The sequence below is a fragment of the Microcoleus sp. S36b_A4 genome, from assembly GCF_036700645.1.
GTDB lineage: Bacteria > Cyanobacteriota > Cyanobacteriia > Cyanobacteriales > Microcoleaceae > Microcoleus.
In genome coordinates this window covers 1-25195 of sequence record NZ_JAUBPI010000005.1, presented here as the reverse complement: position 1 = coordinate 25195, position 25195 = coordinate 1, and the positions used below count along the sequence as shown (strand labels likewise).

At 44.5% G+C, this 25195-nt stretch carries 28 protein-coding genes; 12 read left to right on the top strand and 16 right to left on the bottom strand.

Annotated features, from left to right (window positions below; all coding sequences use genetic code 11):
• The first annotated feature begins 95 nt into the window (after positions 1–95).
• Together QUA03_RS02825 and QUA03_RS02820 are read left to right on the top strand one after the other, a co-directional pair.
• Positions 96–296 carry a helix-turn-helix transcriptional regulator gene (locus tag QUA03_RS02825; RefSeq protein ID WP_333081626.1) on the top strand — a complete coding sequence of 67 codons (201 nt, stop codon included), beginning with the start codon at positions 96–98 and terminating at the stop codon, positions 294–296.
• Between the two features lie 52 nt (positions 297–348).
• The gene (locus QUA03_RS02820; protein WP_333209487.1) at positions 349–516 is read left to right on the top strand and encodes a hypothetical protein; all 168 of its coding nucleotides are present in this window, start codon (positions 349–351) and stop codon (positions 514–516) included.
• Positions 517–579: 63 nt separating this feature from the next.
• On the opposite strand, the gene QUA03_RS02815 is transcribed toward QUA03_RS02820, so the two are convergent.
• From QUA03_RS02815 to QUA03_RS02800, 4 genes are all read right to left on the bottom strand, one after another.
• Positions 580–915: a XisI protein gene (locus tag QUA03_RS02815; protein ID WP_333209486.1), complete on the bottom strand. Its 336-nt coding sequence runs from the start codon at positions 913–915 to the stop codon at positions 580–582.
• Positions 903–1319 (bottom strand): element excision factor XisH family protein, encoded by a 417-nt coding sequence (locus QUA03_RS02810; RefSeq protein ID WP_333209485.1) that lies wholly within the window; start codon positions 1317–1319, stop codon positions 903–905. Before QUA03_RS02810 ends, QUA03_RS02815 begins: the two co-directional genes overlap by 13 nt.
• A gap of 67 nt (positions 1320–1386) precedes the next feature.
• Positions 1387–1548, bottom strand: coding sequence for a hypothetical protein (locus QUA03_RS02805; protein WP_333209483.1), 162 nt, complete (start codon positions 1546–1548; stop codon positions 1387–1389).
• A gap of 16 nt (positions 1549–1564) precedes the next feature.
• Positions 1565–2851 carry a Glu/Leu/Phe/Val dehydrogenase gene (locus tag QUA03_RS02800; protein ID WP_333209481.1) on the bottom strand — a complete coding sequence of 429 codons (1287 nt, stop codon included), beginning with the start codon at positions 2849–2851 and terminating at the stop codon, positions 1565–1567.
• A gap of 330 nt (positions 2852–3181) precedes the next feature.
• Between QUA03_RS02800 and QUA03_RS02795 the strand changes: the two genes are divergently transcribed.
• Both QUA03_RS02795 and QUA03_RS02790 read left to right on the top strand, forming a co-directional pair.
• Positions 3182–3793, top strand: coding sequence for a DUF4126 domain-containing protein (locus QUA03_RS02795; protein WP_333209479.1), 612 nt, complete (start codon positions 3182–3184; stop codon positions 3791–3793).
• A gap of 261 nt (positions 3794–4054) precedes the next feature.
• Positions 4055–4177, top strand: a complete 123-nt coding sequence (locus tag QUA03_RS02790; protein WP_333209478.1) for a hypothetical protein — start codon at positions 4055–4057, stop codon at positions 4175–4177.
• 46 nt (positions 4178–4223) lie between these two features.
• On the opposite strand, the gene hemH is transcribed toward QUA03_RS02790, so the two are convergent.
• Complete coding sequence (hemH, locus tag QUA03_RS02785; protein WP_333209476.1) at positions 4224–5387, bottom strand: ferrochelatase; 1164 nt, start codon at positions 5385–5387, stop codon at positions 4224–4226.
• Between the two features lie 390 nt (positions 5388–5777).
• Here hemH and QUA03_RS28940 point away from each other — a divergent pair, with 390 nt between their 5' ends.
• Entirely contained in the window at positions 5778–6113 is a 336-nt protein-coding gene (locus QUA03_RS28940; RefSeq protein WP_445304798.1) for a class I SAM-dependent methyltransferase, read from the top strand.
• Between the two features lie 198 nt (positions 6114–6311).
• On the opposite strand, the gene QUA03_RS02775 is transcribed toward QUA03_RS28940, so the two are convergent.
• The 3 genes from QUA03_RS02775 to QUA03_RS02765 form a co-directional block, all read right to left on the bottom strand.
• Positions 6312–7433, bottom strand: coding sequence for a hypothetical protein (locus tag QUA03_RS02775; RefSeq protein ID WP_333209474.1), 1122 nt, complete (start codon positions 7431–7433; stop codon positions 6312–6314).
• 368 nt (positions 7434–7801) lie between these two features.
• Positions 7802–8518, bottom strand: coding sequence for a GDYXXLXY domain-containing protein (locus tag QUA03_RS02770; RefSeq protein WP_333209473.1), 717 nt, complete (start codon positions 8516–8518; stop codon positions 7802–7804).
• 112 nt (positions 8519–8630) lie between these two features.
• Positions 8631–10028, bottom strand: coding sequence for a DUF2157 domain-containing protein (locus QUA03_RS02765; protein ID WP_333209472.1), 1398 nt, complete (start codon positions 10026–10028; stop codon positions 8631–8633).
• 191 nt (positions 10029–10219) lie between these two features.
• Between QUA03_RS02765 and QUA03_RS02760 the strand changes: the two genes are divergently transcribed.
• A complete protein-coding gene (locus QUA03_RS02760) occupies positions 10220–10813 on the top strand; it encodes a Uma2 family endonuclease (RefSeq protein ID WP_333209471.1) in 594 nt (197 codons plus the stop codon).
• Positions 10814–10870: 57 nt separating this feature from the next.
• On the opposite strand, the gene QUA03_RS02755 is transcribed toward QUA03_RS02760, so the two are convergent.
• The 6 genes from QUA03_RS02755 to QUA03_RS28935 form a co-directional block, all read right to left on the bottom strand.
• Positions 10871–11581 carry a hypothetical protein gene (locus QUA03_RS02755; protein ID WP_333209469.1) on the bottom strand — a complete coding sequence of 237 codons (711 nt, stop codon included), beginning with the start codon at positions 11579–11581 and terminating at the stop codon, positions 10871–10873.
• 44 nt (positions 11582–11625) lie between these two features.
• Positions 11626–12585: a hypothetical protein gene (locus QUA03_RS02750; protein WP_333209467.1), complete on the bottom strand. Its 960-nt coding sequence runs from the start codon at positions 12583–12585 to the stop codon at positions 11626–11628.
• A 118-nt stretch (positions 12586–12703) separates the two neighbouring features.
• Positions 12704–12895: a hypothetical protein gene (locus tag QUA03_RS02745; protein WP_333209465.1), complete on the bottom strand. Its 192-nt coding sequence runs from the start codon at positions 12893–12895 to the stop codon at positions 12704–12706.
• Positions 12896–13081: 186 nt separating this feature from the next.
• Positions 13082–13351, bottom strand: coding sequence for a hypothetical protein (locus tag QUA03_RS02740; protein WP_333209464.1), 270 nt, complete (start codon positions 13349–13351; stop codon positions 13082–13084).
• A gap of 68 nt (positions 13352–13419) precedes the next feature.
• Positions 13420–14130 (bottom strand): DUF547 domain-containing protein, encoded by a 711-nt coding sequence (locus tag QUA03_RS02735; protein ID WP_333209462.1) that lies wholly within the window; start codon positions 14128–14130, stop codon positions 13420–13422.
• A gap of 105 nt (positions 14131–14235) precedes the next feature.
• Positions 14236–14454, bottom strand: coding sequence for a pentapeptide repeat-containing protein (locus QUA03_RS28935; RefSeq protein WP_445304831.1), 219 nt, complete (start codon positions 14452–14454; stop codon positions 14236–14238).
• A gap of 315 nt (positions 14455–14769) precedes the next feature.
• On the opposite strand from QUA03_RS28935, the gene QUA03_RS02730 reads away from it, so the two are divergent.
• Entirely contained in the window at positions 14770–16248 is a 1479-nt protein-coding gene (locus QUA03_RS02730; RefSeq protein WP_333209461.1) for a bifunctional orotidine-5'-phosphate decarboxylase/orotate phosphoribosyltransferase, read from the top strand.
• Between the two features lie 292 nt (positions 16249–16540).
• On the opposite strand, the gene leuB is transcribed toward QUA03_RS02730, so the two are convergent.
• The gene (gene leuB, locus QUA03_RS02725; RefSeq protein WP_333043089.1) at positions 16541–17626 is read right to left on the bottom strand and encodes a 3-isopropylmalate dehydrogenase; all 1086 of its coding nucleotides are present in this window, start codon (positions 17624–17626) and stop codon (positions 16541–16543) included.
• 119 nt (positions 17627–17745) lie between these two features.
• Here leuB and QUA03_RS02720 point away from each other — a divergent pair, with 119 nt between their 5' ends.
• The 3 genes from QUA03_RS02720 to QUA03_RS02710 all read left to right on the top strand — a co-directional run bounded on the left by QUA03_RS02720 (position 17746) and on the right by QUA03_RS02710 (position 20769).
• The gene (locus tag QUA03_RS02720) at positions 17746–18588 is read left to right on the top strand and encodes a Uma2 family endonuclease (RefSeq protein WP_333177029.1); all 843 of its coding nucleotides are present in this window, start codon (positions 17746–17748) and stop codon (positions 18586–18588) included.
• Between the two features lie 126 nt (positions 18589–18714).
• Complete coding sequence (locus tag QUA03_RS02715; RefSeq protein ID WP_333209459.1) at positions 18715–19920, top strand: DUF4336 domain-containing protein; 1206 nt, start codon at positions 18715–18717, stop codon at positions 19918–19920.
• A gap of 198 nt (positions 19921–20118) precedes the next feature.
• On the top strand, positions 20119–20769 hold the full coding sequence (locus QUA03_RS02710) for a hypothetical protein (RefSeq protein ID WP_333209457.1): 651 nt from the start codon (positions 20119–20121) through the stop codon (positions 20767–20769).
• Between the two features lie 508 nt (positions 20770–21277).
• On the opposite strand, the gene QUA03_RS02705 is transcribed toward QUA03_RS02710, so the two are convergent.
• A complete protein-coding gene (locus QUA03_RS02705) occupies positions 21278–23071 on the bottom strand; it encodes a metallophosphoesterase (RefSeq protein WP_333209455.1) in 1794 nt (597 codons plus the stop codon).
• A 416-nt stretch (positions 23072–23487) separates the two neighbouring features.
• Here QUA03_RS02705 and QUA03_RS02700 point away from each other — a divergent pair, with 416 nt between their 5' ends.
• Both QUA03_RS02700 and QUA03_RS02695 read left to right on the top strand, forming a co-directional pair.
• Positions 23488–24501, top strand: coding sequence for an acetamidase/formamidase family protein (locus QUA03_RS02700; protein ID WP_333209453.1), 1014 nt, complete (start codon positions 23488–23490; stop codon positions 24499–24501).
• Between the two features lie 120 nt (positions 24502–24621).
• Positions 24622–24906 carry a hypothetical protein gene (locus tag QUA03_RS02695; protein ID WP_333209451.1) on the top strand — a complete coding sequence of 95 codons (285 nt, stop codon included), beginning with the start codon at positions 24622–24624 and terminating at the stop codon, positions 24904–24906.
• Positions 24907–25195: the final 289 nt, after the last annotated feature.

The following is a 25195-nucleotide window of genomic DNA, read 5'->3' as shown; positions in this document are numbered from 1 at the left end:
CTGGCTTTCTGACGAATGTGATGTTCTCCTCTCATACTACGGACAAATTATGGTTAAGTCAACTTAACCATAGGAATTCTGAATTTGGATAGTTAATGAGTAGTGTGGGGGAAAAACTCAAACAGCGACGCCAATCGCTTTCTTTAACGCAGCAGCAAGTTGCGGATGAATTGGGCGTGAGTGTAACCACTGTGAAAAATTGGGAAGCGGGTAGACATATTCCAAAACTCTATCTCGAACAGACGAAAGTATTGTGCGACCTCCTGAAGCTGTCCTTAGACGATTTGGTAGATTAAATATTTTTTAAATTTGTAACTAATAGCAACATGATAAGAGGTGCAATTTCAGATGAAATTCCTGGGAAGCTGGCACAGACGATCGCCGGGTGCTGCGTGGCAGTTCTTGGCTCAACAATGCGATCCTTTGCCGCAGTGCCTATCGTACCAGGAAGCGGGCGAACGTCCGCACAACGACATCGGTTTTCGCGTTGCTTTGGTTTCCGGTTCTGTGCTGTAGTCTCCCATTTTGACAACTGTCGTTACAGAGACAAGGAGTATTAGACTCGGATTTGGTTTGATATTAAGCAACTGCAAACCCGGTATTAACGCGCATTTCAGGAGGATAAAAAGCCAGCACGATATCCTCTGGTAAAACTCCAGCTTCTAGCAATTCTTGAGTCACTCCTTCTTCAATCCCATCCCATTCAATCCAAATCTTCCCTTCGCGAAGGCGGAGGTGCAAAACAATATTGTGAACTCTGCCAGTTTGATTCCATCCTGCACCCATCAATAAATAGTTATCGTTTTGTCGATCGCAAATTGTCAGACTTTCAATTTCTGGCTGACTGGATTTATACTGTCCGTGAACGGCTACAATTTTTTGAACTATCTGCCGATAGTTTTCTAGCTTATCCATTGTACTATCTCCTCAGAACTTGCATTAAAAACAATTAACTTAATTTCTTGGTCTTGGAGGATCGTTTGAATAGAAACACGCATAAAAAATCCTTTATAAATTTGTTGAGGTACTGCTAAATATATTTCTCTTTCGGGATGCTGCCGCCTCAAAAAGCCTCGGTATATATTGTATTGTCCGACAGCTTTTTCTAGTTCGGAAACTAAGGAAGGACTCGTAAAGCTTTTGATTTCTACAACAATTTTTCGGTGATTCCTTTCAGCAGCGAATAGCTTCTCTGCTGCTAAATCCGCATAGAGACGCAGGTCTTGAAATTCGATTGTCAGCGGATCGTCTGTAATTTCCCAGCCCTCTTTGGCTAAAGCATTTTTGACGCAATCATGATAGATGTCTTGTCTTGGCATGGAAGTAATTATACCAAAAAATTGATCTGCCTTTCAGGGCGGTGTCGGACCAACGACCCATCGTGCGTTATTTAAAAATATCTTTCTGCTTCTGCAACAGCACAGTGGCGGTTAAATAAACTGCGGCGTGCAAACCTAAAATTCCCCAATTCCAAGCCAAGTTTTGCCAAGTCGGTTCGTAGACTGCACTTTTCTCGAATAAGTGCGGTAAGATTGTGCGATCGCACAATCTTACCGCACTTCCCTCAACCGTTCACATAATAATCCCGCGTTCCCTTCGCATTCATCGCTTCTCCGAGTCGATTTAACCCGTACACGTAAGCCGCAGTTCTCATGGAAACTGAAAATTCCTGAGATTTTTTCCAAATTGCCTCAGTTTCTTCGACCATTTTATGCTTCAACCGCTGGTTGACCTCCTCCAGCGTCCAATAAAGTCCGCTGCGATTTTGCACCCACTCAAAATAACTAACAGTTACGCCTCCCGCATTGACTAAAATATCAGGAATTACCTGAATTCCCCTCGCTTCTAAAATCAAATCAGCAGCAGAATCAATCGGCCCGTTAGCTACTTCAAAAATAAACTTAGCCTTAATATCATTAACATTCGCTTCAGTGATTTGATTCTCCAAAGCTGCTGGAACCAGCACGTCTACATCTAATGCTAAAAGCTGTTCATTTGTCAAGATTTCGTGTTCGATAATATTGCAAACAGAACCTTCACAGTAAAGAGCTTTGATACCTTTGTTAGAGTCTTTAAAGCCTCGAATACTGGGGATATCCAGCCCTTGTTTAGCATAAATTCCCCCTTGGGAATCGCTGACAGCAACAATTTTGTAACCTGCTTTCCAGAGCAGTTCAGCTATTTCGGCACCTGCATTACCAAAACCTTGTACCGCTACAGTTGTATCTTGAGGATTTAGCTCAAATTTGGGTAGAATAGTTTGTACTACAAAAAAAGCACCCATTGCTGTTGCCGTATCTCTGCCCAAGCTGCCGCCAATTGTCACTGGTTTTCCAGTGACCACCGCTGGAGAAAGCTGCCGCTTAATAATATTGTACTGATCCATCATCCAACCCATAATCATGGGATTGGTGTAGACATCCGGCGCGGGAATATCGACATCGGGGCCGATGAAATCTGCGATCGCATCGACATAGCCCCGGCTCAACCGTTCCAATTCCAGTTTGGACAATTCCTTGGGATTGAGAGTAATTCCGCCCTTGGCTCCTCCAAAGGGCAAGTTCAAAACTGCACATTTAAAAGTCATCCAAAATGCTAAGGATTGCACTTCATCCAGGGATACTCCCGGATGATAGCGCACTCCTCCTTTAGACGGGCCTCTGGTATTGTCGTAGCGCACCCGATAACCTTGAAAAATTCGTAGGGAACCGTCGTCCATCCGCACGGGAATCGATACAATTAAACTGGATTTGGGGTGTTTCAGCCGTTCGATCGTATCCTCGGAAAGGGACACATATTTTAAGGCTCGTTCTAATCGGCGGCTGGCATCGGCAAATAATGATTCAGACATAAGAAGTTAGTTGACTGTTGACTGTTGTTAGTTGACTGTTGTCAGAGAGAAGAAGGATTCGGGTGCTTAAGCTAATTTAATCACAATCCTGGTTGAATGCTGCCTCCTTTATTCTGACAACAGTCAACAGTTAACAGTCAACTGCGATATTGTCGATCGACAATATCGCAGTGCCAAGCAGGATTAAGCAGATACACTTACAATAGAAGGTGATATTTAAGCTCAAGCCTCAATTTGAGTTCGATAGCTCAAATCATAGCCAGCCATCAGGGGAATTAAATTCTGAAATAGATCGAGGCTTTAGCTGACGTTAGAAACTGAATTATTATTATGGTTGGACTCCTAGCCGCACTCTCTGCGTCTGCGGCAGGGGGTATGAGAATTGCCCTGCCCCTGCTGTTAATTGGTTTGTTGCGGATTGACAAACTTTGGTCTGAAATACCTCTATTGTCGGGGGTTCCCCCCCAGGTGGCTATCACCATCTTGGTGAGTTGGTCGCTGTTAGAGTTATTTGCTTCTAAAACCTTTGTAGGACAGCGGGTACTGCAAATTGTGCAAATTATTTTCAGCCCCATTGTAGGAGCAATTATGGGAATTGCGATCGCTCAGGTAAGTTCGATCGAGGAAATTATTGCTCACCCTTGGATGCTGTGGATAATTGGTATTGTCGGAGGTTTGTTGGCTTTAGTGCTGCAACTGGTACAAGCAGGATGGTTTTATCGGCTGCGGGGTTTGCCGATTTGGGTGATTTTCCTCCAAGATGTTCTGTGCATTTCCTTGGTTTTGTTTGCCTTTGACGCACCGCGGCAGGGAGGGCTAGTGGCGATGATGCTGCTGTGGCTGGCAATTCGCAGTTCTAAAGAGTGGTATCGCTGGTACAGAAGTCAGGGAATACCGGGCGATAGGGGAAATCCCCGCCGCCGCAAGCGCGATCCTGATTAATTAGTAATTAGTTATTTGTAATTAGTCATATCATTTACCCCACATTCCGCACTTCTTAACATAGTCAAAAATATGTTGACGAGAAAACGTCATCCTAGAAATTTAATTGCCAACATATTCTCGATAATTAATGACTATTGAGAACAAAGAAACACTCCTTAATAAAAGCTCATATTTCTACATATCAATAAAAGGCTTGTAGACAAAGAATTACAGCCATTTATTACCCAAAAATCTCCAATTAATGTTAAGACCTGCGGAATGTGGGATTTACGGTTGTTTCGGAATGATTTAACCGCAGAGACCGCAGAGGGCGCTGAGGAAGAGAAGGAAGAGATGAATAATTCCGATCCCAACGGATTTGATATCATTAGTCATGTGTAACAACAGTCAACAGTCAACAGTCAACTGCCAACTGTCAACTGTCAATTTAAAGCAATCCGATCGAGTGTAGCGGGCCTTGACCCGTAATTAACTCCAGCAATAGTGCCACAAAACCAATCATCGCCACACGACCGTTCCAGACTTCCGCCCCCGTGGTCAAACCCCACTCCCACTGCTCTTGAGGGTACATTTTCACTGTCTTGGAAGGGCGTATAACATCGGAGAATTTAACGCTGGGAGATTCGATCGACTCGATGACTAAATCAGCCAAGGCTTCAATAAACACCGGATGAGTATTCAGGGCGGGCACTCGGTAGAAATTTTGAATCCCCGATTCTTCTGCTAATTCTCGATACTCCATGTCAATTTCTTGCAGAGTCTCGATGTGTTCGGAAACAAAACTAATCGGAACGACCAACAAATCTTGGACTCCATTCTCTGCCAATTCGGTAATGGCGTCTTCGGTGTAAGGCTTGAGCCATTCCACCGGGCCAACCCGACTTTGATAAGCTAGAGTGTGTTCGTTCGATCGGTTCAAATGTTCCATAATCAGACGAGTGCAATCTTCAATCTCGCGCTGATAGGGGTCTCCAGCCTCTTCTACGTAGCTGAGGGGGACGCCGTGGGCACTGAAAAAGATGTGAACTTGATCGGGATTCGGATTGTGGTCTAGTTGTTGGGCTATCAATTCCGACATTGCCTGAATGTAACCAGGCCGCTGATACCAAGAAGGAATGGCGGTATATTGTATATCCTTGAGGGCAGGATCTTTGCCCCACATTTCTTCTAGCTGCCGGAAGCTAGAACCGCTGGTGCTGATGGAAAATTGAGGATACAGCGGCAAGATTGTCAAATGTTCGATGCGATCGCGCTTAATTTTGGCGATCGCCTCTTCAGTAAAAGGATGCCAATAGCGCATCCCCACGTATACTCGAGCATCCTGTCCCTTTTCTTGCAAGAGTTCTTGCAGCGAAGTGGCTTGTTCCTCGGTAATCCGCCGTAAAGGAGAGCCGCCACCGATTTGGCGGTAGTTTTCCTGGGATTTTTGAAAGCGCAGGGTCGAAATCAACCAGGCGAGCGGTTTTTGCATCCACGGAAACGGAATGCGAATGATTTCCGGGTCAGCAAACAAGTTGAACAGGAAAGGACGGACATCCTCGATTTGATCTGGCCCGCCCAAGTTTAATAGCAATACTCCCACACGACCCATAGCGGTTACAGCTCTCCCATCGTCTCAGTTCTGTTACTTATCTTTATCATATAACTTAATAATATCTTAAGTCGATAGCAAGGTATACATAATTTTGACTATGGCAACAATTTTTAGAGATTTAAGTTATCGGTATCAGTGTCTCTAGGATTGCGATCGCGCGTCTGGCTGCTTTGAGCGTAGGTGGCCAAGCTCGTTTGAGTCAACTAGCCTGGGAAAATTTGACCGTCAGCGCCGAAACTAAAGTTTTAGACGGTTGCTGCGGTAGCGGTCAAACTAAGCAATTTCTGGTGCAATATTTCCAGGATGTCACAGGACTTGACGCTTGGCCATTATCTCTGCAACGGCCAACGAAAAATGTACCATCAGCCAATAATTATTTAAAAGCTTTTGCCGACTGTCAGTTTGACAGGAGTACACAGCAGCGTTGCGATGCACGAAATGCAACGGGCGCAATTGCGACAAATCTTTCAGGAAGTATACCGCGTGCTTAAGCCCGGTGGTCTATTCATTTTGGTAGATATTCATCGGCATACAAATCCGGTATTTAGGTCAGGGTTGGCTGTATTTTTGTGGTTGTTTGAGACTGAAACTGACTTGGGGAGTTTGTTGGCAGAGGTAGAATGGCGATCGTACAATTCCGAAGAAGCTCAACAACCAAAACTTTATGCTGGCGGCAGCATTCAAGTAATCCAAGTTCAAAAGTCATTAGTCAGCAGTTATTAGTCAGCAGTCATTAGTCATTAGTAATGGACGCGCCAATTATTGACTAAACACTGCTGAATTCTTACTTTTAAAATAAGGAATTTTTACTCATCGCTAATCCTTCATAACTAATGACTAATGACTAATGACTGATGACTAATGACTAATGACTAATGACTAATGACTAATGACTAATGACTAATGACTAATGACTAATGACTAAACAAACTTTTTCGCTTCTGCCAAAGCTGCCTCAAACTTGAGCAATACATCCTTTTCTGTGTGAATAGCTTTCTCTTGTTCCAGCAGCGGGCGGCCAAAGCGAAAAATGCCGTCCTGTTCTACGTGGTCTACATAAGGCAGCGTTTCTGGATGCGGCAAAAATTTTCTACCGATTGGGTACGGCGTGTGGAAAGAAAAACTAAAATCCGGAAACTTGTCGCTCTTGATTTCTAGGTAGTAAAGCGAGTAATAATCTTTGATGTCGGAGTACACGCATTCGCGGCACTTATTTACCAATTTGCGGTTCTGATAAAAAAAGTCCCACTTATCCCAATAGTAGGCATCTTTCATCATTTCCTGGTGGTCGTCGCACAGTTCAAGATATAATTTGTCAGAATCAGCCGGACGGTAGAAGTAAAGCATGGCGTAGGGCATTTCAATCAGTAACTTGACTGCTTGATTTTTTCGCTGATACCATTCCTGCTGGTGAGTTTCGTAGACTTCCTTATATTTAATTGCTTTAAAGCTGTTGAGCTGATTTTCTTTGGCCCAGCGCGACGCCCAAACAGTCCAGTAAGCTAGCTGGAAGGTTGCTGAAATTTCTTCCGAACCTTGTTCTTTCCAGTCGGCTATGATTTTTTCCCACTCGGAACTAAAAGCTACTCGTGATAGTTCGTTTTCTTCAGGCGTTTCTGTATTGATTGGGGTGGGTATTTCGCGATTATTTTTAATCAGCCCTTTGGGTTCTTTGCGCCAATTATTAATATCGGTTGGCGTTAGACTTAAGATGAATCTTCTGTCGTGAACGGGATATTCTAGATGGATTCCTGATTTGCGGAAAGAGCGGTATTCTAAAATAGGGAGTTTGTCTTGTTCAATCCACTGCTGGCGTTCTGCTGGCGAACACTTGAGTATTGCTTCTAATTCAGCAGGATCGACGGCTAATTCACTTTTGAAAGTCTCCCAAAATCTTTCTTGTTCGGCGGGATTTGCTTCCAGGAGGGATACAATTCGGTTGACGAGATGATCGGTTTGGTCTGGGCAATTTTCGGGAAGTCCTAAGAAGTCGAGGAGTTTGGTCTTGAGTATTCGTCTGGCTGAGATTAGCTCGGCTAACATGAGAAGCTCCAGTAGAGTCATGACTTGCGCCCTTGAACTGGCAAGATTTGCACAAGTCTTATATATCTTAATAGATTCTCCTGGGTTGTCGGCAATTGAAATGTCGGCGCGAGGGAAGCTATCCCGATCGCGCCTGCGGGCCCGTTGCGGTAGGGTATCGCCGCACCTCGGCCCCATCCCTAAGCTAAAATACTCAAAACCAGGGCAAAAGGTCGATCGACCTTTTGCCCTTTTTGGCTAAAACTCATATGTTGCACCATTCTCAATCACTTGTTTGGGAACAGGCTTTTCGGCCTGTTCCACAAAATATAAATTTTCTTGTGGAACAGGCCGAAAAGCCTGTTGCTGACAATGGTGCGAGATATCAGCTAAAATCGATAATTGCGATCGCGCACCCACAAACTTACAGGCACAGCATGGCCTGTTTTGTCAACCTTTACTTCTACCAAAAAAGATTGTCGCTGCTTCCTTTGAGCTTCGCTAATGTCCTGATTGACTTTTTCCCTTTCATCCTCTGGCATATAATAAGTTTCTAAGCCGTATTCCATTTGCCAACCGTTATATTTGCCCTTAATTGCGATTTGATTGGCGGGCAAATTAACGGGATTTTCTCGACTGACGCGGACGGGTTTCCAGGCTTGGGGGCGCCCCGGATTAGTCGCGGCTTTTGGGGCTTCTAAGATTACATAAAAACTGGTTTGTGGTTTGAGATTGTGCGTATTTTTTGGACAAACAATTCCGGGCGGACAAGGCTTTTTTTCGGTAGGTAAATCTTTCCAGTCGGGGAGTTTTTGGAGATTTGTGAGATCGGAAATATCATATCTCAAAACTTGGTAATATCCGCGCAAAAAGTCGTAAGGATCTACTGGTGCTGTTTGCAGGACAACTGTTTTGCCAGTAATAAAAGTGTAAACTGCGGTGGCGGGTACGGCGGCAATTAGTCCGATTTGCAAAAGTAAAGGAACCCACATTCGCCACGCGGGAAGGCGTTTTGCTTCCGGGGGAAGGGTGAATGATGGGGGATTAGCGCTGGTATTTGCTATTTCGGAACTTGGAGGTGTTAAATCTGGATTTTCGGTGTTCATATTGGGAATTGGGAATTGGTTCGCAGAATAATATCGTTGACCTTTGAATCGGCATAATCATCTTCCGAGTGCAGTGCAAGGGGGACGATCGCACTATAGTAGAATGCTCCTATTAATCGGGGATTTTTGCGAAGTGGCGCTCGAACCACAAACCCGCTGCAATTACGCCAATTCCGCACAAAACAAATACAAAAGATTTGAGCAACAATCCTGTGTTATATTCAAAGACTCTGCTGATGATTTGCAGGGTGATTAATACCATACCTCCCCAAAATGTCTGGCGGTTTCCTAATGCTAAACCTTCTCGGATTAAGCCGACAGCGAGCAAAAATGATAAAACATTGAACAGAAAAGTTGCTAATTGAGGAAGGGGAGTAAAATTGAAGTGAATAAGCGGTATTAAGGCGCTGGCGAGAATTAAAATGCCGATCGCACCTGTGGTCAAATCCCCTCCTTTTTGTTTCGGCCGCCGCAGTTCCAAACGTCCCAAGCGCAGCCACTCAAACAGCGTGAAACCGCCCAAAACAGCCACATTTGCCAGCAAAACCCAATCCGGCTTAGTTGGCGCAGGATTCGGCGAATCTTGCCACAACCAGTGGAAAGAAAGAAAATAAAATAAACTGGCGAGAAACAGCAGTGCTAAACTGCGGGCGGTAGGTTGAAACAGCTTGCGGCGTACCTGTGGCCAGATTGCGTCGTCGTATCCCCACAGCAAAGCGGGCGGTAAAGCACAAAAAATTGCAGCAGCCCAGGTTAGATTTAATCCTTGGACGATAGAAACTTGTAGGGAAAAAATTATCGCGATCGCACCTATGGCAAAAATAGCACGCGATCGACACCAATAAGCCAGCGGCACAAACATTATACTGGCTGCGATCGGCATTTGCCGCACCAAAAGTTCCAGCCAAGAAAACTCGACTTTGGAAGACCAATCTAACCCGGCAACCCAATAGCCTAAACCAACTAAAAGTGCGGACAAAACGCCCAAGGAAGTCAACCGCAAACTGTAAGCCATTCCGAGCACGCCGATTCCCCAAGCAAGGAAAAGTCCGTAGGAAGAACCGCCAATGTGGAACATTTGCGCCATCAATGCCATATTTGCTCCTAAAATTAGAGCTCCTAACAGCAACAATCCTTCACCTAGGAGTTTGTTTCGCCCTTTTGTTGCGGGCATATTGGGATGAGAGTTTTTGCTTCGGGATGGGGGAATTCGCCACAGATAGAAACCTGCTGCATTGACTGCTACGAAAAGACTTAGCAGCAGTGCAACTCTCACTTCGCGTGACCAAACTTGCCAGTTTGCCGCTACAAAGGTGATGACTCCTATACCGAGGAGAATGCCGCCGAGACTCATGAGAATGCTGAGGAATCGGTTGCGGGAGGCGGTTTCGAGTGTGTTGAATTGGTAGCGTTCCGAAAGTTGTTGGTAGAATGAAGTGTCGATGAGTCCTTCTGCTTGCCAGAGTTTGGCTTGTTCTCGCAACTCGCGCCGAAATTTATCTGAAATCATTGTTTATATTCCAGAGGATTTGAACTGTGATAGTTTTTAATATGTCACTTGTGGGTTGATTGTCGATGGAGGCTGGGACACCTGCTGAACTAGCACAGCAGTTTTGATTGATATCCTTCGGCTGTTGAAACCGTTTCTACATAAACAAACTCCCAGCAGAAAGGAACGAATAAATTAAGGAATGTAATATTATGGTACAAGCTCACTCTAAAAAATTAACTTTTGACGAGTACCTTAATTACTCAAATGATACGGGTCAACGCTATGAGTTAATTGATGGGGAGTTAATAGCTTTGCCACCAGAATCTGAACCTAATAATTTCATTGCTAATTATCTATTTTTCTATCTTGCTAGCAGCGGGCTAGTGCCACTCAGACTGATTAAAACGCATAATTGCGAGGTTCAAGTTGCCGTTTTGCGATCGGGAGATGCGGCCAACCGCTACCCCGATTTGATAATTCTGGAACCTGAACACATTCCGCTGACAGCAACCAGGCTAACTATCACTTTCGATATGCTGCCTCCTCGGTTTGTTGTGGAGGTAGTGAGTCCGGGTAGAGTGGGCAGGGATCGGGATTACGATCGCAAACGAGCTCAGTACGCAGCGCGGGGCATTGCAGAGTATTGGGTTATCGATCCAATAGAAGAATTGGTGACGGTTTTGCGGCTTGAGGAGGGGCAATATGTTGAGGGTGGGGTATTTCGGGATGGAGAGGCGATCGTATCTCCGATGTTTCCACAGCTAAGTTTGACGGTTCAACGGATTTTGAGTGGAGAGGTTTAAGGGCGGATCGATAGCTAATTGGTTAGCATTCATCTATGAAGCAAAAAAGCTATAACCTTACTTGGGAACAAACGACCAACTATGCTTGCATTTAGGACAGGTTAAATTTAATTTTCCTAAATTACTTGGGGTACGTAGCTTTTGAGAACATTTTGGGCAGGCAATAACTACTTTAAGGTTTTGAAAAATGTAATCAACAGCCTGTTTGACTGTTCTTATGTTTTCTGAAAAACCATATATACTATATGGAATTTCCACGTCAAATTCCTCATTAATAGCCATAACTATGTCTAACGCATTCGAGTCACCATCACTCATGCAGCTACTAGAGTAAGAAAAAACATAAGGCTTTGAATTCAGCGAAAAGTCAGTGTTGATTGTGACTTCACATGGATCGACTTGTAGCTCCTCGGCAACAATGGCTTTGACTTTTTCAAAAATTACAAATTTCTCACTAATAATATCTCGAACTGTTTCCAATTCTTTATTATCAATTTCTACAGTGACCTCTATTCTGAATATATCGTTATCGTTTTTATGACTTTTTAGTTTGTCTTGTTTTATAACTTTCAACACATCAACAACAGAACCAGTAAAAGAAAATGTATTATCTCCGTATGTAATATCTCTCATTATCACCTTATCTTCTAATTGCAAACCCAAATCAAAATTGTATCTTGCAACTTCTATAATAATCCGTTCTTTTTGTACTATTTCATCGTTATCTAGTCTAGAAAGAGAAGATGTCAATACAATGTACTCAATCATACAGTTTTTTCCTAACTTACATAAAATGAGTTTAACACTTATTTCTATTTTCCAAATTCTATATGAAAAAATCGTTCTTTTTTACTAATTGATTGATATTCACCGTTCAAATCAACTTGATTTGTTAAATATCGACCTGCTAAATTAAAATCAAAATCAAATGTTTCTGTATAAGTGTTTCTTAAAGTGTATTCTTGTATTTTATTAAGATTAAATCGTCTGCTCTCAAATATAGAAATAAGTTTACTGTCATCAGAAAACCATAAAGAATTTTCTAATAAATTCGCATCTATATCAACATGATTACCTTCAAAGTTGACAACTAAATCTTTATTTTTCTCAAATTCACTAGAAAAGTTTACACCTCCCTTGGCATCAACTAAAACTGTATCTACCCCGGTATTGATAGTGCCTGACTTCTGTGCATTATCAATCTCCATAATTTTTAAAGACTTAGCTCCCATCCGACCGAGAAGGACGATTAACTCATCATCCTTTTCCAAAGCTAGATTTTTATGATAGTGTTCAAGACGAGTTAAACGTAAACCATCACGGGGATGTAAAGTATAAGTACCAATTGAAAGATTGCGACTTCTAGGATATTTTTGTCTAGCCATATCAAGCGATATAACTTCCACTTTTTCCATCTGGTTATTAAGGTCTGGTAAAATACTTGAAATAGTATTCTTTATAACAAGCTTAGAAAATTGTTCTTGACGTTCTTTTTGAGTTTTAAATGATAAGTTATCATAGGCGTTAAGACTCGCATCAACCATCTTATCATTATGGTCGAAAAAACCCGATAAAAAACCAATGACAATAGGATTAGATTTATCTTTTCGTTCAGCAAAAATAGCTTCTATTTGTTTTTGAGTTTTTTCTATAATTTTTGCCTCTTCTCGTGTCAAAAAATCCTGTATGTTATATCTATTGAAAGAAAAAGATTTTTTTTCAGCTTCTATCTCAATTTTTGTATTAGCATGAATAATTTTTATAATTTTCATTTCTGTTTTCACCTTTTGTAATGTCAAATATCGTTTATCAAATGAAGATGGTTTTTTATTTCAGTAATTTCCTGAAATAGAGGGTGAAACCACTAGAACCGCATAACTATCATTCACCCTATGGTTTTTCATCCTCTGGTTTTTCACCATCTATTTTTTCAGTCGAAAACACACCACGAATAACTTTCATATATTGATGATTACAGTACGGACACCAGTATTTCTCATGTTCTTTACAAACAGGCTCTTCCATAAATTCATAGATTAAATGAAATTGTTTTTGGCAGTTTGTACAAGTTTCTATAGACATAATTACGTTACCTTTTGTAACTCAAGAATGCTGTTCTAACAAATATGTCAGACATCAAACCCTTTTTCACACTGCAAACTGTAAAAAACGTCTGAATCATCTGAATCAGGGCGGATTTCTCCATTCTGCCACATTTAAAAAAACATCAACCATTTACGTCTGAAGGTCTAACACAAAAAAGCTAGACTACCACCGCTCCAACCGCTCCGACCTTTCCGACCTTTCCGCTAGACCCTGCCACCTTGCCACCGCTCCGACTGCTAGACAGTGCGAGCCGTGCCTGTGGTGCGATTCTGCCAGCGTTGACCGTGCCAGCCATCCAATCACCCTAAAACCCTCTAGACCCCGCCAGATGGTGCATTTTTCACCCTTGCCAGTGCCAGCAGTCCGATCGCCTCTCACCTGGTCACAGTCGATCGCCTCGGAGTCATCCGATCGCCCTGTTGAATCTGGCAATTTGAAGGGGTAACGACAGCCGAAAAAAATTACTCCCTCAAAAAAACACCTACCCCTAGGCGCAAATTTTATCCATCAACCCGATTCAAATTCCAGTCGTAAGGCAAAAAAACGATCGCCCATCCATCACCCACAGCCGCCTCCGGCCCCAAATAACCGCCCACATACTCAGCCACCGAACCCGCCGCCTTTACAAAATCCTCGCCGTACCACTTAAAAATCTTGCTCAAATAAAGCGTCTTTTTCTCGGCATCATATCGCACCTTATCAGGATTGTGAATAAAACGGCTCGCATCCGCTTCTAGTTGAGTCCGTACCGACTCGGGGAAATAAGCCCCCCGGCGCAGCAGCGGGCACCCGACAGAAGCGCAAACTAATGCAAAATGGATGCGCGGTTCCGCAAATTCCGGCCGCAAAATTGCGTGTTCGATTTGATTGAGACTGTACTTTTTGCCGCCAATAATCGTATTTGAACGAGTGAAAAAATCCAAAAAACTCAGCCAGTTGGGAATTCCCAAAATTTTGGGACGGATGGATGCGATCGGATATACTTCCAGAACTTGAGAAATTGCGATCGCATTGTACGCATTCAGCCACAACGCCAGCCGCGCATCCGCATCACTACAATCCGCCAAATCCACATCCGCCAAACTTTCCAGCCACGCCCTCAAAACATCGGCCCCCTCAGCTTTCCAGCCCCGATAATTGACGCGGCCCAAATCGTCAACGTAGCGTTGCAGCAACTCGTCCCAAATCGTAAAGTCGATCGTACCGATCATTTATTACTATCCCTAATCTAAGGCGGGCATTGCTTTAGCTTCTGCTTCTATTTAATACTACCGTCAATCGATTTTAGATTTTAGATTTTAGATTTTAGATTGACTTCACGGATAAATGCGGGGGCTTGAGGATTTTCGATTTTCGATTGATTCCACGGATAAATGCGGGGGCTTGTACCACCTTTGAAATTCTTGGTCAACCCAAATAATACCTCCAACGGTAGCATTTTTTAGATTAACCCCCTCAAACGGGCTCTGGATTAAATTAGCTTGAGTAAAATTAGCGCCTTGTAAATTAGCTTGCCGCCAAGAAGCCCCGCTCAAACTTGCCCCTTGCTAATTCGCATTTGCTAAACTAGCGTACTGCAGGGGAATGCCGATAAAATCGCCGCCCGGACACTGGTTAGTTTACCGCAACTAATTGATTTGCTGCGGCTTAGGTGAAATCACTGGTGTAGCCAACTCGAAAATCATTCCCCATGAAACTGCTCCCAAAGTTACAGATTTCCTGCTCTTTACATTCTACAATCTTAAAAGATTCTTAATTTCAATTTCAACGGGGATCGGTTTCTTCCGGCACAACACCCCTTTCACTTTGATCTGCAATTTTTTTAATTCCCCTTACCTTCCTAACAAATTATGACGGAACGAACCGACTTTTTCGATAAACTGTTAGCGGCTGTTGAAACCAATCAAAGTTTGCTGTATTTAGCCCTCGATCCCGACCCGGAAACCTTGCCCGCGCTGGTTTCGATGACTGGGGAAGAGACTCAAACTTTTGTAACTGATTTGTTGTCAAAGCTAAAAAGTGCGATCGACCAAACAGCCGATTTAATCTGTGCCTGCAAAATCACCCTCGGTTTTTACCAATCTCTCGGTATTCCCGGTTGGGCATTGCTGCAAGAAATTTTAACAATTATTCCCCCTCACCTGCCAGTAATTTTAGATGCCAAACACTGCGATTTAAATACCAGCACAGTGTTTGCCAAAATTGTATTTCAAGACTGGCGAGTTGACGCTATTACCTTAAGTCCCTATCCCGGATTCGACCAAGTAGCGCCATTTTTGTTATACGCCGGAAAAACTGTTTTTGTGCTCTGTGCCACCGCAAACCCCTCAGCGGCGGCTGTGCAAGAATACCCGACGCCAAACAACCCTTTTTACTTGCAATTAGTCCGACTCTCTCAAACTTGGGGAACTCCCGAAAAACTCGGTTTAGAAGTAGGAGTAATGCCGGATATGTTAGCCCGCATCCGCAAAGAAGCTCCTGAACGCCTAATTTTAGTCGAAGGAGACATCGCCGAAGAAAATGACCTCACAGAAGAAAACGACCTCGCACAACTGCTGGCGGCCGGTTTAAGCACAAATGGTGACGGTTTGCTGCTGCCAGTCCCCCCAAGTTTATTAGCGGGGAAAGAGCCGCACCGAGAAATTGAGAAACTGCGGGATAGTATTAATAAACAGAGGGTGCGGGCGATCGAAGGTAGTCCCACTTGCGAATTGTGGCTGCCCGATGTTTGCTTTTTGCAACCGGAACCTCACCGCGATTTAATCTTGCAACTTTATGACATCGGCTGCGTAGTTTTTGGCGACCACGTACAAGCATCCGGCGCCGTATTTCCATATTACATCGACTTGCGGAAAATTATCTCAATTCCGCAGATTTTCCATCAAATTGTCAGCGCTTATGCAGACATTCTCAAGGATTTAAAATTCGATCGCATTGCCGGAATTCCCTACGGTTCTTTACCCACAGCAACGGGTTTAGCATTGCGGATGGAACGCCCGATGATTTTCCCGCGCAAGGAGGTGAAAACTTACGGTGCAGGCAAATTAATTGAGGGGCATTTTCAGGCAGGAGAAACGATTGTCGTAGTCGATGATATTTTGATTAGTGGCAAAAGCGTGATGGAAGGCGCGGCTAAGTTAAAATCGGCTGGGTTGAATGTGGAAGATATCGTGGTATTAATCGACCACGAACAGGGAGTCAAAGATAAGATGCAGGCCAACGGTTATCGCGCACATTCTGTGCTAGCGCTTTCGGAAATTGCTGAAGTTTTGTATCGAGCAAGTCGCATTGATACCGAGCAATTCAAGCTTTTGACTGCGAAACATTAAACCCCAATTCCTGTAGGCACTGGTTTCTTGTTACCGGGATCTGCCTGGGAACGAGTAAGAACTATGTGTGTCAACTTAAGACTAAAACCCTGTATCTCTCTCGTTTGTATCGAAGTCTTGATCCCCCTAAATCCCCCTTAAAAAGGGGGACTTTGAGTGCTTCCAGTTCCCCCCTTTTTAAGGGGGGTTAGGGGGGATCCAGAGGATGGTGACTCACACAGAAGACTGATACTACGTTTAACTTTAGCTTGACACTAATGCAGTAAGAATTCGTCCCTACAATGCCATTCGATCAACCTTGCAAAACTTCAATTAAAGCATTGCCCATCGCCCGACAGCCAACGAGTTTCATGCCTTCCGACATGATATCACCAGTGCGATAACCTCGATCCAAAACTTCGACAACGGCTTGCTCAATTTTATTAGCAGCTTCCGGCTGATTTAAGGCGTAGCGCAGCATCATTGCCGCACTCAAAACTTGGGCGATGGGATTGGCTTTATCTTGTCCGGCGATGTCTGGTGCGGAACCGTGCACGGGTTCAAAAACTCCCGGCCCGCTTGCTCCCAAACTAGCAGAAGGGAGCATCCCAATACTACCAGTTAGCATCGCCGCCGCATCGGAAAGAATGTCGCCGAATAAATTGCCTGTGACAATTGTATCGAACTGTTTCGGCCAGCGAATTAACTGCATGGCTGCGTTGTCAACATAGAGGTGAGAAAGTTCGACATCAGGGTATTCGGAAGAAAGGGCAATAATACGATCGCGCCACAGTTGCGAAACGTCCAAAACATTCGCTTTATCAACGGAACACAGCCTTTTCCCCCGCTTCCTGGCAGTCTCAAAAGCAACTCGCCCGATTCTGTCAATTTCCGACTCGGTGTAAGCCATCGTATTGACACCGCGTTTTTCGCCTGTTTCCGTCTCAAAAATACCTTTCGGTTTGCCGAAATAAATGCCGCCTGTGAGTTCGCGGATGACCATAATATCCACGCCTTCGACAACTTCCCGTTTCAAACTAGAAGCATCAACCAATTGCGGTAAAATAGTCGCAGGACGCAAATTTGCAAACAATCCCAATCCGGCGCGCAGTCCTAATAATCCCGTTTCCGGGCGCTGTTCGCGGGGCAAATTATCCCACTTGTAACCGCCAATTGCTGCCAACAATACTGCATCGCAGTTGCGGCATTTTTCCAGTGTTTCTTCTGGCAGCGGATTGCCTGTTGCATCAATAGCAGCGCCGCCCATTAAAGCTTCTTGAAATTCAAAGCCGATGTCCAATTGTTGACCGACAAGTTTCAGGACATCTACCGCCACAGCGATAATTTCAGGGCCGATGCCGTCTCCTGGTAAAAGAGTGATGCGGTAGTTTTGAGTCATATCGATTTTGGAGGTTTGATTTGAGATTTGAGATTGAGAGTTAATGGGAATTCTTTGGAAATGCAAGACATTCTCACAAGGCTATAATCATATCAGGATAAGCAACCTCAGAATTCATTATGACATTCCCGACTTACCCGCCTGCTCAAGCTGAACCGCCTTTAGACCCCCGGCAGAGTTTGCCAACAATGTACGATTTACCTAGCGAAGACCCAAAGGAGCCCGGTTTGCCCGATACATTTCATTTAGATCAGCCGCAACTCTTGGAATTCACCTTTTTGCCGCCGGGATGGGATGCGGAACAAGTCTTTACAGCCAGTGACCTAAATTTGTATTACGATGCAACACAACCGCGCTGGCATAAACGCCCGGATTGGTTTGCTGCGGTGGGTGTGCCAAGGCTTTATCAAGGGCGCGATATGCGTTTGAGTTATGTAGTTTGGCAAGAACGGGTAAATCCGTTTGTGGTGGTGGAATTGCTATCGCCGGGCACTGAAGATGAAGATTTAGGGCGGACTGTTCAACAAGCTGGGGAACCGCCGACTAAGTGGCAAGTTTATGAACAAATTTTGCGGATTCCTTACTATTTTGTGTTCAGTCGCTACACGGATGAATTGCGAGCTTTTCATCTTGTAGGAGGTCACTATGAACCTGCAGAATTAATTGATGGGCGGTTATTTATTCCTGAGTTGCAGTTGAGTTTAGGTTGGTGGCAAGGCACTTATAAGAGTATGAATCGTTTGTGGTTGCGGTGGTTTACTGCCCAAGGAGGGTTGATTTTGAGTCCGGGTGAAAGAGCAACGGCGGCGGAACGGCAACTGATAGAATCTCAACAGCAAGTAATTGAAGCTCAACAGCAACTCACAGAATCTCAACAGCAACTGACAGAATCTCAACAGCGAGAGGAAAGACTAGCGGCGCGGTTGCGGGAGTTAGGCATTGATCCTGAACAGTTGGTTTAATAGTTCTCGCACCCAGGCCTGGTGAAACCCGGTTTCAACTCCTCGAATCCGCGCAACAGGAGTGAAATAAGATAAAAACAGTTCGATCGCACGCACGTACAAAAAAATCGGCAAGGAGTCGCACCAGTGGCAGAGGGCGAAGGCATACCAACATCAGCACAGATTGATTCTAGGGACTATTCTTGGGCCTTTTGGCCAGTCGTCCCCCTCTATCCCTACAGCAAGCGGCGCACCATCCGCAAGGAAATAGTCAAGGATACAATCTGGACTTTTGACCAACTACAAGGCATTTTCTACGTTGTCGTCCCGATTCGGATGACAGTAATTAAACTAGAACCTGAAGGCCTTCTCGTCTACGCCCCCGTTGCACCGACTCCTGAGTGCATCCGCTTGGTAAAAGAGTTAGTAGCAGAGCACGGCGAGGTGAAGTACATCCTGCTGACAACGGTTTCGGGCATCGAGCACAAAGTTTTTGTCGGCCCCTTTGCGAGGTGTTTTCCTGAAGCGCAGGTGTTTGTCGCCCCGCAGCAGTGGAGTTTCCCCGTGAATTTGCCGCTGAGTTGGCTGGGTTTGCCGGCGAAACGCACCTCTGTACTGCCCTTTGACAGCAGCAACACCCCCTTAGCCGATCAATTTGACTGGGCAATTCTCGGCCCCCTCGACCTTGGTTTGGGCAAATTTGCAGAAGTTGCGTTATTTCACAGACGATCGCGCACGCTGATGTTAACAGATTCCATAGTTTCGATTCCCGAAAATCCGCCCGCGATCGTCCAACTCGACTCGTACCCGCTGCTGTTTCACGCCAAAGACAGCGCCTTGGACACGGTGGCAGACACCCACGAAAATCGGCGCAAAGGGTGGCAGAGAATCTCCTTATTTGCCATGTATTTTAGCCCCAGCGTGCTGGAAGTGCCGCCGTGGTCGGAGGTATTTGCCAGGGCGCGCAAAGCGCCAGAACGCTCTAGAAAAGCTTATTTCGGGTTGTATCCGTTCAAGTGGAAAACAGATTGGGTGCGATCGTTTGAGGCTTTGCGGGGAGGAGGGCGTTTGTTTGTGGCGCCGATTTTGCAGACATTGATTCTCAACCGCGCGCCGAGGGAAACTCTCGATTGGGTGGATAAAGTGGCGAGTTGGGACTTTCAAAGAATTGTACCTTGTCATTTCGATAGTGCGATCGACTCCCGGCCGCGTGAATTTCGCCAAGCATTCTCGTTTCTGGAAAAACACTCGCCTGTTAATTCCTTACCCGAAGATGATTTCAAATTGCTCAGGCAGATTGATGCGGGTTTGAATAAAACTGGTTTGGTTCCGCCTGCGAAAGACAAGGTTTAATCTTACATCTTCCACCTTTGTTAAGCACAGGCAAGATGCCTGTTCCACACAACTCAATTTTCTTGTGGAACGGGCCGGAGAACCCGTTCCTAAACAGGTAATTAAACAGGGTGCAACATCTCAGTTTAATCTTATACCAAGTTGCGTTCAGACGTACAATCATGAGTGATACCAAGTTGGCGTATAAACCGTAATTCCATGAATAAGAAAAACTTTTTGCTGGTACTCTGTCTGTTGCTACCAAGCCTAGTCATAGGCTGCAAGCAGCCACAAACCTCTCAACAAACATCAAGTCCCTTTGTCCGCACACAAACCACCACCATCCCAGGTTGGAAAAAATTTGAGGGACGCGGTGTACAATTGCAGTTACCGGAGAGTTATAGCGGCGGAGATCTCAGCCAATATCTGGACGTGGTGGTTCAGAAGCTGGAATCTTTGGGGCCCTACTATCAGCAGGTAGCTCAGTCACTCAAACAGAATCCATCCGCATTCGTCATCTGGGCTTTTGACTCGAAGGTTAGTAAAGCAGGTTTTCTGAGTAATGTCGCTATTGCTATAGAGTCAGTTGGACCTACAGTGACAATAGATACATACTTGGATCTGATTCCTAAACAATTACCCAGCGAATTTCGTGTCGTGGAGCAGAAGAAAGTGTCGCTTGACCGCTATCAGGCAGGTCAGATCGTGATAGAAGCAACAATTTCCGGTGTAACTGCCAAACAGATAATCTACACGATTAAGCAAGGGAGCAATATGTGGATTGTTGCATTCTCTACCAGTGCTGAGGAATTTGAAGAGCGCAAGCCCACGTTTGAACAAAGTATTAACACGTTTTCAGTGAGCGATTAGCTCGACTTTTTTTCCAGCGAACATTGTAGGTCTGTTGTATAAGCTGATACTAAGTTGCTTTCAAAGAGCTTATTCTAAAATGTGGGAAATAAGTCATTGAGCGCAAGCGTTCCGGATTAGATGCTAGATTGACAAGTCCATGACAAAGTTCATCGACTACCTTAGACATTGACTTGAATATTCGGTTATTAAAGTAGTTTTCTCGTAAATCTTCCCACAGATGTTCAACGGGCATTAATTTGGGGCTATAAGACGGTTGAGTCAACAGCCGAATATTTTCGGAAATTTCCAAATTATTTGACATTTATCACCCTCAACTAGATTCTACATCACAATGCAACTTGGTATTACATCTTGCAGCATTCTTAAGAACAGGCAAGAGGCCTGTTCCACAAAACTCAATGTTATTGTGGAACGGGCATCTTGCCTGTTCCTAAATAGCTAATTGAGAATAGTGCAACATCTCAGTTGACTCAGATATCTGTAGGGACACGGCAATGCCGTGCCCTTACCTTTCGCACTTAAACTCATCAAACTTCACCACTTCCGACTCTGGTTTCCGCGTATCAAAATAGTAGCTGCTAACCGTACCCTCGCCCGTATCAAAAATAGTAAACGCAGTAATATCATTGCTATCAATATACGGCAGCGGCCGCCCGTCTTCTCCCAACAAAGGCGCAACAGTCGGCACTACAGGTTCCAATCCGTTCGGGTCTCCAATAGCGCTGTAATCTTCCCGATATGCCGGCGGCACAAATCGGCGCTTTTCCCCCACAAAAGCACCGTAACTGTTGCCCACATTAGAAGTCTCCAAAAAGTGCATTCCGCTGGAACTTACAAACCGATTCCATAAGTGGGAATGTCCGTAGAATACCAACTGCACGCCCGCTGTTTCTAGTAGCGGCACTACATCCCGAATCAGATAATCTTGCTGTTTCGGATACTCGTAACGCACCATTTTAATCTCGCCATCGAGAGCGCGATCGACTATTTGCGCTGGATCAGTATAAGCAGGTACAATATTGTCACCCAGAGAATGCGGCGGGTAGTGAAACATCACAATTTTATATTTTGCCTGCTGGAATTCCGCACTTTTTAACTCTTGTTGCAGCCAATTATATTGAGGGCTGCCCTTGACAATCGGCTCAAAAATATGCTGTCCGTAGCCCCATTTTTCGGGATTATTAAAATCTTCGTCCCGTTCCCGATACCTGCCTCTCGCACCCGGATCTAAATTCGGAGTCCGCCAGATATTCGCAACGTATAAAGTCACTAACCGCACGTCGCCAAAAGTCACAGCATAGTAATTCTTTTCGCCCGGCAAATTGAAAATCTCGTCATAGGTATCGCTATTAAAACTATTGTTTTTTAGCCATATTTCACGCACTGAAGAGTCATTATTAGGATTCAAAGATGCAGCACGTTGAGCGTATATTTTTTCGGCAGCCACGCGGGGAAAAGGATCATTAAATTGGTCGTTGAGGGCGCTGGTAGTTGAAAACCTGCCCATGATTTCGTGATTGCCAATGGCGGGAAATAAAGGCGCGTGTTGGATTAGTTCGCCGCCGCTGTAAACGGTTTTGATGCCGTTTTTGTCCAGTTCGGAAAATGCGCGCCCTTGCATAGCGGGAAAGAATGCCCGGCCTCGGTAGTCGTCAAACCATTCGGAAGCGCGATCGGGTATATTAATTAAATCCCCAGCCATGAAAACCGCGTCAACTTTGCCAATTGTTTCACCTACTTTCTGGAGATTTGCTGCTGTCATCGGCATCAATTGATGGTCGGAAGTGAGGAGGATTTTGAGCGGCATTCCTGCTGCTGGTTTTGAAGAAAGAGTGAAAACTTTGCTGCTGACAGATGCGCCATCTTTCCTTTCGCTAGTGACTCGATAAGGAATGGGAACACCGGGCCTTAAATTGGGGACTTCTGCTTCGTGGCGCCAGATGTCGCGGACAATTGGATTACTGTCAATTATGCTTTGTTTCATTTCATCGGAGATGCGCGAGTCTTTGTCTTCGCGAGTGCGGCTTAGCTTGGTAGTATTTGCCGTCACAGTTTGATTCAAATTTTCGCCGTAAGTAACAGTGTTGCGAGTACCAACAAACTCGGTAAACCAGACAACTCGCACCGAGTTTACTGTTGGAAGTTGCAAAAACGGATCGCTTAAAAGCTGAGGTTTGTTAAGGTAAGATTGCATGATAAAACCCAGCAATAGGACAATCAAAATCAAAAGACCAAAAAACCAGGGATTGCGAGAATAACCTTGAGAAGTTTCTACTGTATTAGGCAAAGGCGTTAACATAAGTCATTAGTCATTAGTTGTAGGGGTGGGTTTTACCAGCCAAACAGAACTCCCCCCAAATACATATAAACCCGCGCCACCAACTTTAAATTTTAAACTACCAACGTTATCAAAAAGTTAAGAAATTAGTAAAATATCTCCGATAAAAGAAACCTTTATCCTTTTGGGAAATCTTCTTATAGCGGTTCTCAGGAAAGTAAGGTACTCTTCCAATGCCCAATGCCCAATGCCCAATGCCCAAAAACAGCTCATGTTACTGAGAAAGGCTATATCTCTGAATTCTCTTTCTCTGCGCCCTCTGCGCCCTCTGCGGTTCATTAAAAAAAATCTTTCTCAAAAAGGCTTGAGACTTGCGATATAACATTCTTAACACCCTTACTTCAATCTAAAATCTAAAATCTAAAATCTAAAATCCCATGACTCGCCACCTTCTCAAGGCTAACTGCAAAACCGTACACTTGGGCGGTTTCTCTCCGAATATCGAACCTGCTTTAAGGGTGGATTCGGGCGATCGCATCGATATCGAAACCTATTCAGGATATTATGTTGCTGACAAGGCGCCGCCGGAATTTCTCACCCCCGAATTTTTAGATATTTGTCAGAATTTGCCTCCCAACCGCAAAGTTGGGCCGGGGCCCCACTTGCTGACAGGCCCCATTTATGTTAACAATGCCGAACCGGGAGACGTTTTAGAAATTCACATTGAGGATGTTTACCCAAGTTTGCCAGTAGGATTTAATGCAATTCGCGCCGGATGGGGAGCTTTGCCTGAGTATTTCCCCGAACCTAAATTGCGGTTTATTTCGCTAGATTTAGAGCAAAAAACTGCTGAATTTCCCACAGGTAGCGGCATTCGGATTCCCCTGCATCCTTTTTTTGGCATTATCGGCGTTGCCAATGCAGAAATCAACCGTTCTTCTATTCCTCCAGCGCGCTACGGCGGCAATATGGACAATCAGGAACTCCAACCAGGAACGCGGTTATTTTTACCTGTTTTTATGCGGGGCGGTTTACTGTCCATCGGCGACGGACATTCGGCACAAGGAGACGGTGAAGTTGACGGTACTGCCATTGAAACTTCGATGAATGGGACTATTCAAATCATCTTACGCAAGGATTTATTTCTGATATTTCCGTTTGCAGAAACGCCCACTCATATTGTGATTATGGGATTTGGTAGAACATTAGATGAAGCGTTTGAGATGGCGGTAAAACAGACGGTTTATTGGTTACAAAAGTTTGCGGGTTTCCAAGAGGAAGATGCTTATGTTTTGTGTTCCCTCGCGGTAAATTTTCGGATTACGCAGGCTGTCAACAATCCTCAAAAAGGAGTTCACGGAATGATTCCCAAGTGTATTCTGCTCGATGTGAACATTATTGACCACCGAGTGGGAGGTAAAATGATAACACGCGATCGACCAAAAAATTAGGATCGCGATCGCACAAACTACACAAATTTGTCACTGCTGTGGTCGATCAGGATCGCGTTCCTGTGGACAATTAAGCTTAAAATGGATTAAGTTACCAGTTCTACCTAAATCGAACTCAACATGAAAAACCAGACTGACGATGTTGCCAAAAAAGATTTAGTCGATCGAGCTTTTGGGAGTGCAGCAATACCAGATCCAACAGCGTGGGTGCACGAACATTATTTTCTGGCTAATTTCGCCGATACTCTGGCCCACATCCAAGAAAATATGTCTGAAGACAGTTGCGAAATCGGGGAGAATGGTGAGTCGGGCGAGGGAATATTATCGATCGATGCCAAAATTAGAGATATGTTGAGAGCTACTTTTAGCGACGACGGCTGGCAGTATGTCGAAAGTTTATTGTGAGGTTGGTAACATCCATAAGTATTTGTACGTTCATAAATTTAGAGCGTAAGTTATACCAGTTTAAAAAAAGAATCCAACTTTAGGCCGGTGATCTAAACCCTTAGATCATGCGTTATTCCTACTTCTTTAATCTCAAATATCAAATCTCCAATAATATCAGTTTCCTCCCCCAACGCAGACTCGCAACTGGGAGTAGCTGCGTGCATTTTTACCAGGGTAAGAGCATCTCAATCAGGCTTGACACAAGCACTTGAGAATCTGCATCATATAGTCATCATTCATCGCCGCT

Coding starts and splice junctions, on each gene's coding strand:
- QUA03_RS02825 (WP_333081626.1), top strand. CDS start 96: ATGAGTAGTGTGGGGGAAAAACTCAAACAGCGACGCCAATCGCTTTCT.
- QUA03_RS02820 (WP_333209487.1), top strand. CDS start 349: ATGAAATTCCTGGGAAGCTGGCACAGACGATCGCCGGGTGCTGCGTGG.
- QUA03_RS02815 (WP_333209486.1), bottom strand. CDS start 915: ATGGATAAGCTAGAAAACTATCGGCAGATAGTTCAAAAAATTGTAGCC.
- QUA03_RS02810 (WP_333209485.1), bottom strand. CDS start 1,319: ATGCCAAGACAAGACATCTATCATGATTGCGTCAAAAATGCTTTAGCC.
- QUA03_RS02800 (WP_333209481.1), bottom strand. CDS start 2,851: ATGTCTGAATCATTATTTGCCGATGCCAGCCGCCGATTAGAACGAGCC.
- QUA03_RS02795 (WP_333209479.1), top strand. CDS start 3,182: ATGGTTGGACTCCTAGCCGCACTCTCTGCGTCTGCGGCAGGGGGTATG.
- QUA03_RS02790 (WP_333209478.1), top strand. CDS start 4,055: ATGTGGGATTTACGGTTGTTTCGGAATGATTTAACCGCAGAGACCGCA.
- hemH (WP_333209476.1), bottom strand. CDS start 5,387: ATGGGTCGTGTGGGAGTATTGCTATTAAACTTGGGCGGGCCAGATCAA.
- QUA03_RS02775 (WP_333209474.1), bottom strand. CDS start 7,433: ATGTTAGCCGAGCTAATCTCAGCCAGACGAATACTCAAGACCAAACTC.
- QUA03_RS02770 (WP_333209473.1), bottom strand. CDS start 8,518: ATGAACACCGAAAATCCAGATTTAACACCTCCAAGTTCCGAAATAGCA.
- QUA03_RS02765 (WP_333209472.1), bottom strand. CDS start 10,028: ATGATTTCAGATAAATTTCGGCGCGAGTTGCGAGAACAAGCCAAACTC.
- QUA03_RS02760 (WP_333209471.1), top strand. CDS start 10,220: ATGGTACAAGCTCACTCTAAAAAATTAACTTTTGACGAGTACCTTAAT.
- QUA03_RS02755 (WP_333209469.1), bottom strand. CDS start 11,581: ATGATTGAGTACATTGTATTGACATCTTCTCTTTCTAGACTAGATAAC.
- QUA03_RS02750 (WP_333209467.1), bottom strand. CDS start 12,585: ATGAAAATTATAAAAATTATTCATGCTAATACAAAAATTGAGATAGAA.
- QUA03_RS02745 (WP_333209465.1), bottom strand. CDS start 12,895: ATGTCTATAGAAACTTGTACAAACTGCCAAAAACAATTTCATTTAATC.
- QUA03_RS02735 (WP_333209462.1), bottom strand. CDS start 14,130: ATGATCGGTACGATCGACTTTACGATTTGGGACGAGTTGCTGCAACGC.
- QUA03_RS02730 (WP_333209461.1), top strand. CDS start 14,770: ATGACGGAACGAACCGACTTTTTCGATAAACTGTTAGCGGCTGTTGAA.
- leuB (WP_333043089.1), bottom strand. CDS start 17,626: ATGACTCAAAACTACCGCATCACTCTTTTACCAGGAGACGGCATCGGC.
- QUA03_RS02720 (WP_333177029.1), top strand. CDS start 17,746: ATGACATTCCCGACTTACCCGCCTGCTCAAGCTGAACCGCCTTTAGAC.
- QUA03_RS02710 (WP_333209457.1), top strand. CDS start 20,119: ATGAATAAGAAAAACTTTTTGCTGGTACTCTGTCTGTTGCTACCAAGC.
- QUA03_RS02705 (WP_333209455.1), bottom strand. CDS start 23,071: ATGTTAACGCCTTTGCCTAATACAGTAGAAACTTCTCAAGGTTATTCT.
- QUA03_RS02700 (WP_333209453.1), top strand. CDS start 23,488: ATGACTCGCCACCTTCTCAAGGCTAACTGCAAAACCGTACACTTGGGC.
- QUA03_RS02695 (WP_333209451.1), top strand. CDS start 24,622: ATGAAAAACCAGACTGACGATGTTGCCAAAAAAGATTTAGTCGATCGA.